Origin of the sequence: Hymenobacter cellulosivorans, assembly GCF_022919135.1 — a bacterium.
GTDB classification, from domain to species: domain Bacteria; phylum Bacteroidota; class Bacteroidia; order Cytophagales; family Hymenobacteraceae; genus Hymenobacter; species Hymenobacter cellulosivorans.
Window position 1 is genome coordinate 3,179,902 of record NZ_CP095049.1, and the last position, 14,433, is coordinate 3,194,334.

At 60.1% G+C, this 14,433-nt stretch carries 12 protein-coding genes; 6 read left to right on the forward strand and 6 right to left on the reverse strand.

Going from position 1 to position 14,433, the window contains the following annotated elements; genetic code table 11:
• The first annotated feature begins 86 nt into the window (after nucleotides 1–86).
• Nucleotides 87–908 (forward strand): alpha/beta fold hydrolase, encoded by an 822-nt coding sequence (locus MUN80_RS13510; RefSeq protein ID WP_244713628.1) that lies wholly within the window; start codon nucleotides 87–89, stop codon nucleotides 906–908.
• Nucleotides 895–2,064: a sensor histidine kinase gene (locus MUN80_RS13515; RefSeq protein WP_244713631.1), complete on the forward strand. Its 1,170-nt coding sequence runs from the start codon at nucleotides 895–897 to the stop codon at nucleotides 2,062–2,064. Before MUN80_RS13510 ends, MUN80_RS13515 begins: the two co-directional genes overlap by 14 nt.
• A 543-nt stretch (nucleotides 2,065–2,607) precedes the next feature.
• Here MUN80_RS13515 and MUN80_RS13520 read toward each other — a convergent pair.
• Nucleotides 2,608–5,328 (reverse strand): T9SS type B sorting domain-containing protein, encoded by a 2,721-nt coding sequence (locus MUN80_RS13520; protein WP_244724893.1) that lies wholly within the window; start codon nucleotides 5,326–5,328, stop codon nucleotides 2,608–2,610.
• 248 nt (nucleotides 5,329–5,576) lie between these two features.
• Between MUN80_RS13520 and MUN80_RS13525 the strand changes: the two genes are divergently transcribed.
• Nucleotides 5,577–6,113: a YfiT family bacillithiol transferase gene (locus tag MUN80_RS13525; RefSeq protein WP_244713634.1), complete on the forward strand. Its 537-nt coding sequence runs from the start codon at nucleotides 5,577–5,579 to the stop codon at nucleotides 6,111–6,113.
• 16 nt (nucleotides 6,114–6,129) lie between these two features.
• Here the strand turns inward: MUN80_RS13525 and MUN80_RS13530 are convergent, their stop codons facing one another.
• From MUN80_RS13530 to MUN80_RS13550, 5 genes are all read right to left on the reverse strand, one after another.
• Entirely contained in the window at nucleotides 6,130–7,029 is a 900-nt protein-coding gene (locus MUN80_RS13530; RefSeq protein WP_244713636.1) for an SMP-30/gluconolactonase/LRE family protein, read from the reverse strand.
• On the reverse strand, nucleotides 7,026–8,039 hold the full coding sequence (locus tag MUN80_RS13535; RefSeq protein ID WP_244713638.1) for a 2-dehydro-3-deoxygalactonokinase: 1,014 nt from the start codon (nucleotides 8,037–8,039) through the stop codon (nucleotides 7,026–7,028). The genes MUN80_RS13530 and MUN80_RS13535 overlap by 4 nt, the downstream gene beginning before the upstream one ends.
• A 47-nt stretch (nucleotides 8,040–8,086) precedes the next feature.
• On the reverse strand, nucleotides 8,087–9,232 hold the full coding sequence (gene dgoD, locus MUN80_RS13540) for a galactonate dehydratase (RefSeq protein ID WP_244713640.1): 1,146 nt from the start codon (nucleotides 9,230–9,232) through the stop codon (nucleotides 8,087–8,089).
• A gap of 29 nt (nucleotides 9,233–9,261) precedes the next feature.
• Nucleotides 9,262–9,897, reverse strand: a complete 636-nt coding sequence (locus MUN80_RS13545) for a bifunctional 4-hydroxy-2-oxoglutarate aldolase/2-dehydro-3-deoxy-phosphogluconate aldolase (protein WP_244713642.1) — start codon at nucleotides 9,895–9,897, stop codon at nucleotides 9,262–9,264.
• A gap of 83 nt (nucleotides 9,898–9,980) precedes the next feature.
• Complete coding sequence (locus MUN80_RS13550) at nucleotides 9,981–10,586, reverse strand: 2,3-bisphosphoglycerate-dependent phosphoglycerate mutase (RefSeq protein WP_244713644.1); 606 nt, start codon at nucleotides 10,584–10,586, stop codon at nucleotides 9,981–9,983.
• Between the two features lie 204 nt (nucleotides 10,587–10,790).
• On the opposite strand from MUN80_RS13550, the gene MUN80_RS13555 reads away from it, so the two are divergent.
• The 3 genes from MUN80_RS13555 (at nucleotide 10,791) to MUN80_RS13565 (ending at nucleotide 14,318) form a co-directional block, all read left to right on the forward strand.
• Complete coding sequence (locus MUN80_RS13555) at nucleotides 10,791–11,033, forward strand: heavy metal-binding domain-containing protein (RefSeq protein ID WP_244713646.1); 243 nt, start codon at nucleotides 10,791–10,793, stop codon at nucleotides 11,031–11,033.
• 309 nt (nucleotides 11,034–11,342) lie between these two features.
• Nucleotides 11,343–12,815 carry a CoA-acylating methylmalonate-semialdehyde dehydrogenase gene (locus tag MUN80_RS13560; protein WP_244713648.1) on the forward strand — a complete coding sequence of 491 codons (1,473 nt, stop codon included), beginning with the start codon at nucleotides 11,343–11,345 and terminating at the stop codon, nucleotides 12,813–12,815.
• Nucleotides 12,816–12,935: 120 nt separating this feature from the next.
• Complete coding sequence (locus MUN80_RS13565; RefSeq protein WP_244713653.1) at nucleotides 12,936–14,318, forward strand: aminotransferase class III-fold pyridoxal phosphate-dependent enzyme; 1,383 nt, start codon at nucleotides 12,936–12,938, stop codon at nucleotides 14,316–14,318.
• Nucleotides 14,319–14,433: the final 115 nt, after the last annotated feature.

Genomic DNA, 14,433 nt, shown 5'->3' on the forward strand with positions numbered 1-14,433 from the left:
GGCCTGAAACTGCTAGCTTTAAAGTTCAGTATAGCCCTGACCGTCGCAGGTTGTCCGGCTTTTACTTATTACCTGAGTTGCCAGTTATGGATGTTCTAAGGCGCAATAATGTCACTGTTTCCGGGTCGGGTACGCAGACCATGGTGCTGGTTCACGGCTTCGGCTGCGACCAGCACATGTGGCGCCTGGTGGCTCCGGCCTTCGAGACCCACTACCGCGTGGTGCTGCTCGATCTGGTAGGGGCGGGGCAGTCGGAGCTGGCCGCCTACGAGCCCGCGCGCTACAACACACTGGCCGCCCACGCCGCCGACATCCTCGAAGTACTGGCTGCCCTCGACCTGCGCGGCGTGGTATTCGTCGGGCATTCGGTGAGTGCCATGATTGGGGTGCTGGCCGCTATTCGGGAGCCCGCCCGCTTTGCCCAGCTGGTGCTGGTGGCGCCCTCACCCCGCTACCTCAACGACGCGGGCTACACCGGCGGCTTCGAGCCAACCGACATCGACGAGCTGCTGCACGCCATGGACAGCAACTACCTGGGGTGGTCGGGGGCCATTACGCCCGTCATCATGGGCCACCCCGAGCGGCCCGAGCTCAGTGCTGAGCTCAACAACAGCTTCTGCCGCACCGACCCCACCATTGCCCGCCACTTTGCCCGCGTCACGTTTCTGTCCGACAACCGCGCCGATTTGCCCCTGGTGCGCACCCCAGCCCTGATTTTGCAGTGCGCCCACGATGCCCTGGCGCCGCTGGCCGTGGGCTATTACCTGCAGCAGCACCTGCCCGCCGCCGAGCTGGTTATTCTCGACACGTCGGGCCACTGCCCGCATTTGAGCGCGCCCCAGGCTACCATAGCGGCCATGTTTCACTTTCTAGGCCTTGGGGCCTCGCAGCCAGATGAGCCCCGCTGAAGAAGAGGAGTTACCCGCCCTCGACCTGCGGCTCACGGAGGAAAACGTGGAAGACCTCTACGAGCAGGCCCCCTGCGGCTACTGCTCTTGCCTGCCCGATGGCACGCTGGTTAAAATCAATCAGACGCTGCTAAGCTGGCTGGGCTACGCTCGGGAAGAGCTGGTGGCCCGCCATTGCCTGCAGGATTTACTCACGGTGGGAGCCCGCCTGCACTACGAGTCGTTTTGCGCGCCGCTGCTGCTCATGCAGGGGCAGGTGCGGGAAATCAGCTACCAGCTCCGCCGCGCCGATGGCTCCTTGCTACCGGTGCTGCTGAGTGCCACGCTGCTTCGCGACACCGAAGGGCAACCCTTGGTAATCCGGGCCACGCTGTTCGACATCACCGAGCGGCGCAAGTACGAGCAGGAGCTGCTGCGGGCCCGGGCCGAGGCGGAAAGTCAGCGCATGCAGCTCACGGTCAAGAACGAGCAGCTGACCCGCATCAATGGAGAGCTCGACAACTTCGTATACACCGCCTCCCACGACCTCAAGCAGCCGGCCAGCAACATGCAGGGCTTGTTTGATGAGCTCAAGCGCACGGCCTCGTTTCACGACCCCGAAGCGGCCCACATGCTTACCATGTTCGACGATGCCCTGCGCCAGATTCTGGGCACCATCGAGGGCATGACCGAAGTGGTGCAGCTGCAGCGTCAGCTCGATCAGGTGCCCCGGGAAAACATTGATTTGCAGGAAATCACCGAGGAAATCATGCGCAACCTACAGCCCCTGCAAACCGGTACCGTCGATTTTACTCTCGACTTCGAGGCCGCTCCGCGCCTGCAGATGTCGCGCCCGGCCCTGCACAGCCTGCTCTACAACTTGCTCAGCAATGCCGTGAAGTATGCCCATCCCGAGCGGCGCCCGCACGTGTGGGTCAGCTCCGGCCGGGTCGCCGAGGGCCTGATGCTAAGTGTGCGCGACAATGGTTTGGGCATCGATTTGCAGCGCCACGGCCAGGAGTTATTCCAACTGTTCCGCCGCTTTCATACCCAGGTACCGGGCTCGGGCGTGGGCCTGTACCTAGTCAACCGGCTGGTGCGGCAGGCCCACGGCCGGCTGGAAGTCGACAGTGCGGTAAACGAAGGCACAACGTTCCGGATTTTTCTGCCAGCGTAAACAGAGGATGCTGAGTGCTAAAATAGTAAGACGAAGTAAGCAACTCAGATTCAATACGTGCTATATTTTACCTTGTCTAAGCAGGCAATAGGAGCTTGCAGCTTTGCATACTATACACCTTACTTTCTCATACCATGAACGTACAAGACAAGTACCCTAACCCTAACACCGCTCATCATTCTATTGAGTGGGGAGAAGCCACTTGGGATGAGGACGACTTCTCTATTAGAAACCGCTACAACACGGAGGATGGCAAATTCAATAGAAGTGGCTCAAGTGAGGTACCGTGGGAGGATTTCAAGCTTATGATTCACCAGAGCATTCAGAGGGGCCATTTCTCGAAGCAGGACATTGCGAATCTCCTGAAGGACATGGCAGAATATATAGCCAAATAGCCTTCGTAGCCAGCTTGTGCGAAACGGCCTTTTGTCGATTGTTAGTTCGGATTAGTCCAAATTAACAATCGGCAAAAGGCCGTTTCTCTTAACTATGGTAAACGAGGGCTACAACCGTAAGCAGGCGTACAATTGGCTGCGCGGTTGCTTACCGCACTACCTCCAGCCAGCCCTTGGTGGCCGGGCCGGAACCGGCCGGGCGGAGCAGGTAATAATAAACGCCCGGGGCCGCGTCCCGACCCCAGTCGTTCTGGTAAGCGTTGGTCTGGTAGACCTTTTTGCCCCAGCGCGAATAGATTTCTAGGCTCCAGGGGCCGCGGCTCAACTCGTTGATAACGAAGGTGTCGTTACGGTTGTCACCATTGGGCGTAATAACGTTGGGCGCAAAAAAGCAGGATTCGTAGGCCACGTTGCGGCTGGCCGTGCGCGTATCACAAGGCGTGGTAATGCGCAGCGAATACAAGCCCGGCTGCGTGACCCGCAGCGTGGAGCCGGTAGAGCCATCCGACCAGCGAAACGTGACGCCGGGGCCGCTGAGGGCAGGGGCATGCAGGGTCAGGGTTTTTTCCAGGCACAGCGTCGTATCGGGGCCGAGCGTGAAAGTGGGGGCCAGCGGGGCGGTTTGTACCAGCAGGGAGTCGCGGCTGGTGCAGCCGCCCGAGTAGGTGAGCAGCACTTTGTAGTACCCCGGCCCCGTGACGATGATATCGGGCGTGGTGGCGCCGGTACTCCACTGGTAGGTCAGCGCGTCGGGGTTTAGGGCTGTGAGGCGAAGCGTGGTGTTGGGGCACAGCAACGTATCGCCGCTCACGGAAGCTACCTTCGCTACCGGCGGGCCCACCGTGTGTTCTTGGGTGATGCTGCAGCCATCGGCAAAAGTGGCCGTCACGGCGTAGGTGCCTGCCTGGCCCACGCGCAACGTCGGGGTGGTTTCGCCGCTTCTCCAGCGGTAGCCCACCACGGCTGCGCCGCTGCCGGTTGCGGTAAGCGTGGTGCTTTGGCCCGGGCACAGCTGCTGCCGCCCGCTGATGCTAAGCCCGTTGCCCACCACGGTCACCTGAGTTGTAGCCGCGCAGCCGGAGCTGAACTGGGCCGTAACCGAATACGTGCCCGGCTGGCTCACGCTGATGCTGGGCGTAGTGGCCCCGGTGCTCCAGCGCAGGCTGCGGGCGCCCGTGGCCGTGGCGGCCAGCGTGGCCGAACTGCCCGGGCACAGCGGTGCCGTACCGCCGGTTATTTGGACGGTGGGCGTAATGCTCTGCACCCGGTGCGTTTCGGTGAAGGTATGTCCCCCGGCAAAAGTGGCCGTAACGGAATACGTGCCGGCCTGACTGACGCTGATGCTGGCCGTAGTAGCACCAGTGCTCCAGCGGTAGCCCGTTACGGTGCCGGTAGTGGTGGCCGTGAGCTGCACCTGCCCGCCGCGGCATACCACTGAATCGCCGTTGAGAGTCAAGCTGTTGTAGGCCCCCATCCGGGCCACGAAGCTCGGTTTTCCAAAAACGGGGCCGTTGATGCTCAGGCCCGGGCTGGTGCCGAGCTTGACGGGATATTCAAAGGCTTCTCCGCTCATGTAAGTAGTGTGGCCCGGACCTACAGCAACGCAGATACCATTGTCGGTCCGGCGACCCGCGGCCGGCGTCGCCCAGCGCCAGACACCGCTGGAGGTGAGCATGGCCGTGAACCCGTCGTGGTCACCTAGGCTAGTAAGCGAGGGTAGAGGGCCAAACTGGGCCGTGCGTTCAAAAGAGCCCGTTACGAAGCAGTTGCCGCTGGCGTCCACGGCCAGGTTGTTTGCACAGTCGTCGCCGGCTCCTCCGGCCCGTACGCCCCATTGGTACGTGCCGGCCGGGTTGAGCTTCGCTACGAAGGCATCAGTGGCGGAAGAGGCAGTCAACTTGATTGAGCCCAGGGTGATAGAGCCCGAAAAGCCCCCGGAAATATACGCGTTGCCCGCCGCATCAGTAGCTATTTTTGGGGCTCCATGGTGGTCAAAGGAGCCGTAGCCTCTCCCTCCAAGACTTCCGGTAATGCTAGTAGCCCAGCGTAAAGTACCTTGGTCCGTGAGTTTAGCGACAAAGCCGCCAGGTGTAGTTAAATTGAAGGGGCCATTAGTATTGGCGTTGAAATAAGCCTGGCCGGCCAGCAGTAGATTTCCCCCAGCATCAAGGGTAATGCCGCTGCCCATGTAGCCGCCCCGGCTACCGCCTGACTTAGCCCACTGCCAGGCTCCCTGGGAATTGATTTTGGCTACAAATACATCCGAAGCTGGTTTGCCGCTGGCAATTACGGCCGGGAGTAAAACGTTGCCAAAGACCGCCGCGGAGGCATATTCACCGGTGATGTAAGCGTTGCCCCCGGCATCCACCGCAATGTCCCTGCTGTCATCCGCGCCCACACCGCCGCCCTTGGTTGCCCAGAGCCAGTTGCCATTCGGGTCCAGCTTCGCTACAAATACTTCGGCGCTGTTGAAATCAAGGCCATCGACGGAATTAACGAGCGAAATGGCCCCGAACGAAATTGTTGGACTCAGAAACGTACCAGTGATGTAGAGGTTGCCGGCCGCATCCCGCGCAATGGCATGACCAGAATCAATATAATTTCCCCCGGCCTGGGCAACCCAGACCACGCCGCCGGCCGGGTTAACCTTAACGACCAGAATGTCGGTTTTGGCCGATGTAATCGTGGCCGAGCCATAGAGGGCGGTACCTTCATACTCGCCAACGATATAGCTATTGCCGGCCGCGTCTACGACCATATCGTAGATGAAGGAAAAGGCATTAGGACCAGTACCCACGGGTACGGCCATTTCGAACTCAGGAGCCTGGGCCCGGGCCGCCAGCGGTAGCATCAGCAGGCTGCCAAACACAAGAACCAAGGTTAGTAAAGTCCGGTAGGAGGGAAGTAGAGAAGACAAACCAATACCTATAAAAGGATAACGGGACCCGCGCATCAGGCGGCTTTCAGCCAAAATTGGAGAGAAATAGCCGTGGTCCAACAAAAGCTGGGCAAAGCTACAACATCGATGCCGGCTGTTTATACCTGATTCGATATATAAAGCAGCTTGTGGAGCACAACACTAGTAACTGCCTGGTGCTAATGCGTATGTTTGGCAGCATGGAAACGAGCCTGACCGACCTGCAATATCCCATTGGCAAGCCCACACTGCCCGACGGACCCCTAACGCCCACCGAGCGGACGGAATATATCAACCAGCTAGCCGCCTTGCCGGCCCTGCTCACCGCTGCGGCCCGCAAGGCTGGGGGTGTGCGCCTGGAAAACTCCTACCGCCCCGGCGGCTGGAGCGGCCGGCAGGTGCTGCACCACGTGGCCGACGTACACCAGAACTTCGACATGCGGTTTCGCCTGGCGCTGACCGAGGAGAATCCCACCATCCGCCCCTTCGACATGAATGCCTGGAATGAGCTGCCTGACGTGGCCGCCTCCCCCGTCACCGTGTCGCTGACCCTGCTGGAGGCCGTTCACTCGCGCTGGGTCACGCTGCTCTGGCACCTGACCGACGAGCAGTGGCAGCGCACCTTTTACCACCCCAGCTACCAGCGCGCCTACACCCTGGAGCAGGCCCTGGTACAATACAGCTGGCACGGCCGTCACCACCTGGCTCATATCGAGCTGCTGAGCCGGGAGGAGTAAGGTTTTTTTCTGCTTTTTACGCGCCCCGGTACTCGTTGGCGGGCACGCCCACGGCGCCGGGCTCAGTGGCAAAGACGTTACCGCTGAGCGGGTACTGGGCCAGTTGCTCGGGTGTCAGATCCTGGCGGGCTGTGGTAATAAACAGCGTTGTAAGGCCCGGACCGCCAAAGGCACAGGAAGTGGTATGCGGCGCGGGTACCGGCACCGAAGCCAGCTTTTCACCTGAGGCGGGGTCGTAGCACACCACTTGGGCTCCACCCCAGAGCGCAATCCAGAGGTGGTTGTCGGCGTCGATGGTCATGCCGTCGGGGGAGCCGTCTTTTTCCGGAATCCGGATAATCACGCGGCCGTTGGTAATAGCCCCGCTGGCGTGGTCGTAGTCGAAGGCCTGCACCGACTGGGTGGGCGTGTCGACGTAGTACATCGTGCGTTGGTCCTGGGTCCAGACCAAGCCATTGGAAATTGAAACCCCGGCCAACATGGTGTGCAGGCTGCCGTCGGCATCGAGCCGGTACAGCGCAGCCTGGTGCTCGGCGCCGTCCATGTCGAGCGTACCGACCCAAAACCGCCCGGCCGGGTCGCACTTCCCGTCGTTGAAGCGCAGACTGGGAGTTTCCAGCGGGTTGACCAAACAAGTCAGTTCGCCGGTACCGGTGTGGAGCCGGTGCAAACCGCTTTGCAGGGCCACCAGCACAGAATCGGGGCCAGCCGGCACCACGGTACCCACTTTGGAGCCAGTCGGCAGCTGCCGGTCGTGGCCAGTGACTGGATCAAAAATGTGGAGAGCCTGTCCTTCGATATCAACCCAGTACAGGCGTTGGTCGAGCGGGTTCCAGAGCGCGCCTTCACCCAGCTGGGCCTGGGCCGGCACGGCCACGCGCACGGCCGGAGCGGAGGTTGGGACTGGCGTCATCATTCAGCGGGTTTTGAGTTGGTAAGCTGGCCCGACTTGCGCAGGCGCTGCAGCACCGCGGCCTGACCTTGCAAAGTAACTTCCTCGGCACCTTTGATGGTCAGGGAAGTTAGCCGCTCGGTAATGCCCAGCAGTTGCAGAGCCGCTTTGTAGTGCTGCACCAGGGCTTCTTCGCCGGCCAGCACCACCGGGCCGCGGAAGCCAGGGGGAAACGTACTTAGCTCAGAGCCAATAAGCAGGCCGCTGAGAAAAAAGAAGTTCTCGGGCTTGCTGCGCTTGTCAAACAGTTGGTTGGTACGCACCAGAAAGGCGTTGTGCAGCAGGTTTTCGGCCTGGCTGGCCTGCACGCCTTGTTCGAAAGCCTGCCGGTGTTCGGGCCGCTGGAAGTCGTCGGCTTTTTCCACGGCCGAGGCCAGAATGCTTTGCTTGGAAAGCAGGGCGAAAAACTCCCCGGTCATGTAGGTTTTCAGCTCCGTAGCCTGGCCCTGGCGAATGGTAACGTGCTTGGCGTGAGTGCCCGGGTGCAGAAACAACTGCTCCTGCTCGGTAGCGGCAAAGCCGCAGCCCACGAGCTGCACTTCCTCGCCCCGCATCACGTCGTCCTCACTCTTAACCCCCGAAATGAGCAGCACCGGGTGGGCAAAATCAGCCGAGGCGGGCAGCAGCTTGGTGTCGAGGTCGGAGCCGTCCACGGCGAAGGGCAGGGCTTTGTAGGGCAATTCCAGCATGCCCACCGTGGAGGAGGCCATACCCGAAATGACGACCGGCACGCCGCTCAGCGGGCGGCCAAACTCCTGCTCGATTTTCTGCGCATGCCCAGCCAGAATCTGGAGGTAGAAGCCCAGGCGCCGGTCATCTGGCTGCTTAGTTTCCTGCCACTTGGCAAAGGTGGCCGCGTTGCCCTCGTCCGATTTCGAGGTGGCTACCACCCGCAAACCGGGCAGCTCCACCAGCTTCAGCCGAAACGACGACGTGCCCCAGTCACAGCTCAGAAAGTGCGTTAATTCGTCCATAGCGCAGGTTTAAACCCAGTTCGTATTCTGGTCTCTACGCAAACTGACTACCATTCGGCCACGCTGCCGTCGGTGTTGCGCCACACCGGGTTCTTCCAGTTGTGCCCGATTTGGGCGCGTTGCTTCACATATTCCTCGTTGATTTCGATGCCCAGCCCCGGCCCGGTCGGGATGTTGGCGTAGCCGTTGTGGTACTCAAACACGGTCGGGTCCACGAGGTAATCGAGCAGGTCATTGCCCACGTTGTAGTGAATACCCAGACTCTGTTCCTGAATAAAAGCGTTGTGGCAGGTGGCATCCACTTGCAGGCAGGCGGCCAGGGCAATGGGCCCGAGCGGGCAGTGGGGGGCCGCGGCCACGTCGAAAGCCTCGGCCATGCTGATGATTTTCTTGCACTCGGTGATGCCGCCGGCGTGCGAGAGGTCGGGCTGAATAATGTCGGCGTAGCCGTCGATGAGCAGCTGCTTGAAGTCCCAGCGGGAAAACATCCTTTCGCCGGTGGCAATGGGAATGGACGTGTGGCGGGCAATGTCGCGCAGGGCCTCGTTGTTTTCGGCCAGCACCGGCTCTTCAATAAACATCGGCCGGAACGGCTCCAGCTCCTTGGCCAGAATCTTGGCCATGGGCTTGTGCACCCGCCCGTGAAAATCCACCCCGATGCCCAAATACGGATCCACGGCACGTACGGCGGCAATGCGGGCCACGGCGGCGTCAATCTTGGCGTAGCTATCCAGGTAGCCCATCTCGTCGGTGGCATTCATCTTGATGGCCGTGAAGCCCTTGTCGACCATGCCCTGGGCCGCCAAACCCACGTCGTGGGGCCGGTCGCCGCCAATCCAGGAGTAAACCCGCATCGTGTCGCGGGCCAGACCGCCGAGCAGCTGGTAGATAGGGGCGTTGAAAAACTTGCCCTTGATGTCCCACAGGGCCTGGTCGATGCCGGCCAGGGCGCTCATCAGAATCGGGCCACCCCGGTAAAAGCCACCCCGGTAGAGCACGTTCCAGTGGTCCTCGATGGGCAGCGGACTTTTGCCCAGCAGGTTGCCCATCAGCTCCTGCACGGCCGTGGCCACGGTGGCGGCCTTGCCCTCAATCACCGGTTCGCCCCAGCCCACGAGGCCTTCATCGGTTTCGATTTTGAGAAACAGCCAGCGTGGCGGCACCTGATACAGCTTAAAACCGGTGATTTTCATAGGTAGTGAATTGAGAAATGAGGAGCAGGCTACTGGGCCGAAATAGCCTCTACAAATTGCTGGGCCTTATGGGTAAGCTGCCGCAGGTACTCGTCCGACACGGGCTGGCTGGTATCGACCAAGGAGCTGCCCAGTCCATAGGCTGCCGCGCCGGCCTGCTTAAACTCGCGGATGTTGTCCAGCTTCACCCCGCCCGTGGGCATAAGCGGAATAAAGGGCAGCGGCCCTTTGATATCCTTGAAATACGTGGCGCCCAACGAAGCCGGAAACACCTTGATGATGTCGGCGCCGTGCTCGTAGGCGGTCAGGATTTCGGTGGGCGTGAAGGCCCCGGGAATGCTGATGGCCCCGTAGCGCTTGGTCATTTTGATGGTCTTCACATTCAGCGTAGGCGAGATGATAAACCGGGCCCCGGCGTTGAGGGCCAGGCGGGCCGTTTCGGGGTCCAGCACGGTGCCCGCGCCCACCATCATTTCCTCGCCCAGCTCCGTGGCCACTTTCTCGATGCCTTCCAAGGCTTTAGGCGAGTTGATGGTAATTTCCACCGACCGGATGCCACCCGCGTGCAGGGCCCGCACAATGCTCACCAAATCGTCGGGGTTGGCCCCGCGGATAATCGAAACCAGCTGGTGCTGGAGCAAATGGGATAAAACAGAAGGTGCCATAGCGGTACTCTACAGTGAGGTTGGATAGAAAAAGGCCGGTTTGCTTAACGCAGCAATGGCCGGCCGCGTTGATGTAGCCGCGCTTATAAGTCCCACATACGCCCGATGTGCAGGTCGGCTGTCAGCTCGTATACCCGTACGCCGCCGGTCGGAATTTCCAGGGCTTCCACCTGGGCCACGGTCAGGCTTTCGAGCTGCATGCGCAGGGCCCGCAGCGTGTTGCCGTGCGACACGACCAGCACGTGCTGGCCGCGTTGCAGCTGGGGCGCAATTTCCTGCTCGTAGTAGGCTACGGCCCGTTCCTGGGTGTGGTGCAGGGTTTCGCCCTCGGGCGGGGCGTCCTCGTAGCTGCGCCGCCAGGTATTGACCTGCGTTAAGCCGTATTTGCGGACGGTTTCAGCTTTGTTCAACCCCTGCAGCGCCCCGTACATCCGTTCCCGCAGCGCATCGGCGGCATGTACCGGCACCGTAGCTTGGTGCAGCTGCTCCAGAATCAGCTCCAGGGTGTGCCGGGAACGGACCAGCGTGGAGCAATAAGCTTGGTCGAAGTGAAAGTCGCGCAGCTTGGCCCCGGCGGCCCGGGCTTCGGCCTCGCCCTGGGGCGTGAGGGCCACGTCGAGCCAGCCCGTAAATACGTTAGCCAGATTAGCCACCGACTGCCCGTGCCGGACCAAAACCAGAGTTGCCATAAGAGCGTGGTTAGGTTGGAAAAGGCTCAATAGTATGCCAACCCACATGAATGCGGCGTGAAGTACGGCAACGCCGCATTCATGCGGGTTGCCAGTCAGCAGCCACTCTGGTGGTGAAAACTAGAATGGTTCGGGCCTCCTTCGTAATTTCACGGCGTCGGTGCCGGTGCCGGCTCTGTAGCCCGTAGCTTTTCCCTTGCTCCTATGAAGATTACCCCGTTTTTTGTTGGTGCCCTGCTTATGGGGAGCACCCTGCTAAGCAGCTGCAATCAGCAAGCCGCCGATACCAAGGCCACCGAGCAGCCCGACTCCGCCGCAACCACCGAAGCTGCCACTACTCCGGTGAAGGCGGCTCTCTATGAGTGCCCCATGGGTTGCGAAGGCAGCCAGAGCGACAAACCCGGCAAGTGCCCGGTTTGTGAAATGGAACTCGAAAAGAAAAGCTAGGTCCGCCTTCTTTGCTCATTTGTCAGGCCCCGGCGGCCGGATGAAGTCACCCACAACAAGGTGAGTTTATCCGGCCGCCGGGGCTTTATTTTTTCCTGTTAGAAGACCCCGCAAAAGACGCTGCTACCAGATAAATTGACCCCAAACGTTTGCGGAAACCCATTCAGTTGCATTATTTACAGGAATAGGAAAGCATGAATATTGCTAAATAGGCCTTTTTTAGCGGACAATTCCGCATTTGAAACCAAGCTAAGTATTTGCATAAGTGCAGTAAACTCATTACTTGCATCTGCTTAACAATTCGGTAACATGGAAGTGGAAACATTGAAGTATCCCGCGGTACGGAACTACGTGGCCGGGCAGTTTGTGGACAGTAGCGGGCCGCGTAGCTTAGAGGTGTTTAGTCCGCTGAGCGGGGCCGTCATTTCTACAGTGCCCTTGAGCGGAATGGAAGCCCTTGACCAAGCCGTGGATGCTGCCAAAGCCGCCTTTCCTGCTTGGTCGGCCACGCCCATCAAGGAGCGGGTGCAGATTTTCTACCGGTATAAGACGCTGTTGGAGCGCAATATGCAGGCCCTGGCCGACCTTGTGCGCGAAGAAAACGGCAAGACCTACGACGAGGCCCGCGCCGAAGTCGAAAAGGCCATTGAACTGACCGAGTTTGCCTGTTCCATGCCCCAGCTTATTCAGGGCGAGTTTCTGGAAGTCAGCAAGGGGGTAGAAGCTCGGGTAGAGCGTAAGCCCCTGGGTGTGGTGGCCAGCATTGCGCCCTTCAACTTTCCCAATATGGTGCCCCACTGGACCATCCCGAACGCGCTGGTGCTGGGCAATACGATGATTCTGAAGCCCTCGGAAGTGGTGCCGCTGAGCGCGGGCCGTATTGCCGAGCTGCTCCAGGAAGCCGGCCTGCCCGACGGCGTGCTCAACATTGTGCACGGCGACCGGGAAATCGTGGAGGCTATCTGCGACCATCCTGGCATCGAGGCCGTGTCGTTCGTGGGCTCCACCAAGATTGCCAAAGTCGTTTACGTCCGAGCTACTAGCAACCTGAAGCGGTGCGTGGCGCTGGGCGGGGCCAAAAACCACCTGATGGTATTGCCCGACGCCCACCCCGACATGACGGCCTCCAACGTAGCGGCCTCCATGTCGGGCTGTGCGGGGCAGCGCTGCATGGCCGGCTCTACTATGGTCGGCGTCGGGGCCGTGGACCATATCGTGAGCAAGCTCGTCGAGGAAGCCCGCAAGATTGTGCCCGGCCAGAATCTGGGCTCGGTTATCAGCAAGGAAGCCAAGGCCCGTATCGAAGCCTACATCACCGAAGCTGAAGCGGCCGGCGCTAAAGTCCTGCTCGACGGCCGAGGTGCCGTGGTGCCCGGCCACGAAGATGGTTACTACGTGGGTGCCACCGTCGTGGATTATGTCACGCCCGACATGCGCATTGCCCAGGAAGAAGTATTCGGACCGGTGCTAGCCATCCTGCGCACCAACACGCTGGATGAGGCCCTGGCCATCGAAAACGCCAACCCCTACGGCAATGCCGCGGCGGTATTCACCAGCAGCGGCAGCTCGGCCCGCTACGTCATGGACCACGCCTCGGCCGGCATGATTGGCGTCAATATCGGCGTGCCGGTGCCTCGGGAGCCGTTCTCCTTTGGCGGCTGGAACGAGTCGAAGTTCGGGGCCTGCGACATCACCGGCAAAAGCTCCATCGAGTTCTGGACCCAGCTCAAGAAAACCACCACCAAGTGGAACCCCGAGTCGCGGGTGAACTGGATGAGTTAGTCCCGGTTAAAGCTATCTGAGCGGAAAGCTCCATGCTTTTTCATTTACCTGGTAATCAGCGCTTGTCGGCGCTGGAGTGGTAGCTTTTTGCTACCTTTTAAGACGCCAAACCTCGTTCTTTTGCTTGCCAATACCATTACTCTCCCAATGGAAACCTACACCGACACCGATAAAGACCAGATTCTTCACGATAACCTGGAGCACACGCTGTTTTCCTGGTCGAAGCAGGCTGGACTGAACCCTATCAATGCCGAACGCGCCGAAGGCGTGTACCTCTGGGACCGGGACGGCAAGCGCTACATCGACTTCAGTTCCCAGCTTATGAACGTCAACATTGGGCACGGCGACCAGCGCGTGACCGAAGCTGTGGCCGCTCAGATGCGGGAGCTTAGCTATGTGTACCCCGGCATGATTACCAAGGCCCGTGGCGAGTTGGGCAAGAAGCTCGCGGAAATTACGCCTCCCAACCTGACCAAGGCCTTTTTTACGCTTGGTGGGGCCGAGGCCATTGAAAACGCCATCAAGCTGGCCCGTGTCTATACCGGCCGGCACAAAATCGTGACCCTGTACCAGTCGTTTCACGGAGCTTCCTACGGGGCCATCAGCGCCGGCGGCGACCCACGCAAGTTTGCCGTCGACAGCCAGGCTATGCCGGGCGTGGTGCACGTGGAGAATCCGTACTTCTACCGTTGCCCCTGGTACAGCTCCACGCCGGAAGAATGCGCCGAGCGCGCCGCAGCGGCCATGGAGCGCATCATTCAGTACGAAAACCCGGGCAGCGTGGCGGCCATTATCCTGGAAGGCGAGTCGGGCACCTCGGGTTGCATCAAGTATCCGCCCACGTACTGGCAACGAGTGCGTGCCATCTGTGATAAGTACGGCATCCTGCTGGTGGCCGATGAGGTGATGAGCGGCTTCGGGCGGACCGGTAAGTGGTTTGGCTCCGACCACCACGGCGTGAAAGTAGACCTGATGTGTATGGCCAAGGGCATTACGGCCGGCTACCTGCCCCTGGGCGCGGTGATGGTCGACGAAGTTATTGCCAAATCCTTCGACGACAAGCCTTTGCCGCTAGGTTTGACCTACTCGGCCCACCCCGTGTCGTGCGCTGCAGCCGTGGCCGTGCTGAACATCTACGAGGAAGACAACCTGCTTGAAAACACCGTGGCCTTGGGCCATTACCTCGACGAGCGGATGGCCCAGCTGATAAAGCAGCACCCCAGCATCGGCGACTGGCGCAATACGGGCTTGTTCGGCTGCATTGAGCTAGTGAAAAACCGTGCTACCAAAGAGCCCATGGCTCCCTGGAATGCGGCTCCGAGTCAGATGGAAATTATGAATAAGGTGGCCGCTAAAATCAAAGAGCTGGGCATGTACACCTTCGTGCGCTGGAACTACATTTTCGTGGCCCCACCGCTGAGCATTACCAAGGATGAACTCGACGAAGGACTGGACATCCTTTCCCAGGCCATCAGCCTTGCCGACGAGTATGTGACGGGGTAGCCATCGGCACAAAAACTTCTGAAAAAATGGTCATGTCTCCTCTCTGCTTGAAGGGCAGAATGGTTGACATGACATGACGGGACGAGCTGTTTTCAATACCAGCTACTCGCAGCAT